Annotated in this window: 1 protein-coding gene and 1 pseudogene; both read right to left on the bottom strand. The window is 74.0% G+C overall.

Features of this window, described 5'->3' with window-relative positions; genetic code table 11:
• The coding region (locus ACYVE7_RS34800; protein WP_460370910.1) for a type VII secretion protein EccB at positions 1-508 on the bottom strand (508 nt) is incomplete at its 3' end.
• Positions 508-892 (bottom strand): annotated as a pseudogene (locus ACYVE7_RS34795) (type VII secretion integral membrane protein EccD); the annotation flags it as partial. The pseudogene ACYVE7_RS34795 and the gene ACYVE7_RS34800, both read right to left, overlap by 1 nt.

Genomic DNA, 892 nt, shown 5'->3' with positions numbered 1-892 from the left:
CGACCGACAGCGAAGCGGCCGGCACCCGGTTGCCGTCCCGTGTGACGGTGCTCGCGCAGATCGTCCGGACGGCGTCCTTCAGCAGGTCGGGCAGGGCGTCGGGCGCGCCGGGGATGCCGATCAGCGGGCCGCGCGCGTACTTGGCGAGCGACTTGGTCGCCACCGTCCGCACCTTGACCCCGCCCCCGCCGAGGGCGAGCCGCGCGGAGGCGTAGTTCGCGGTCAGGCAGAGCCGCCCGTCACCGCAGAGCACGTACTTGGCGCCCGTTCCCTTGGCGATGACGACGGTCTGCGCGTCGATGCCGCGCGCCGCCCCGTCCTTGGTGATCAGCCCGGCGATCCCCCAGCCGGCGACGAGCAGCACCGCGACCATCAGCCCGCTGAACGTGCCGATCCCGATCCGGCGCAGCGGCCTGTCCGGGTTGTCGGGTTCGGCGAGCAGCAGGGCCTGGCCGGCGCGCTGCGTCATCAGCCGATGGGCGGCGAGGAGGTCCTTACGGGTGAGCATCAGCCGATGGACGCGGCCATGCCGCGGACTCGTGCCAGCAGCCCGATGACCCCGAAGGCCAACGGCAGCAGGCTGACGACCAGTGCCAGGTCGATCAGGTCGAACGCACGCGCCCACACCGGTGACGGCCGGTGCCCCGGCAGCCAGAGCGAGATCCCGACGACGGCCGCCGCGATCACCAGCAACGGCACCAGGAACCCGCCGACCAGCTCGGCGGGCGACGCCCCCTCGGTCAGCGCGAACAGCAGATAGGCCAGGCCGAGCAGCGCCGGGACGATCAGCCAGAGCCGCTGCCCGCGCCCGCCGAACACCCGGGCCCGCAGCAGCAGCGCCAGGCAGACGACCGCGGCCATCGCGGGCGGCGACCAGCCGTCGCCGCGCACC

The organism is Actinocorallia lasiicapitis (genome assembly GCF_054778695.1).
This window is presented reverse-complemented; position numbering and strand designations above follow the sequence as displayed.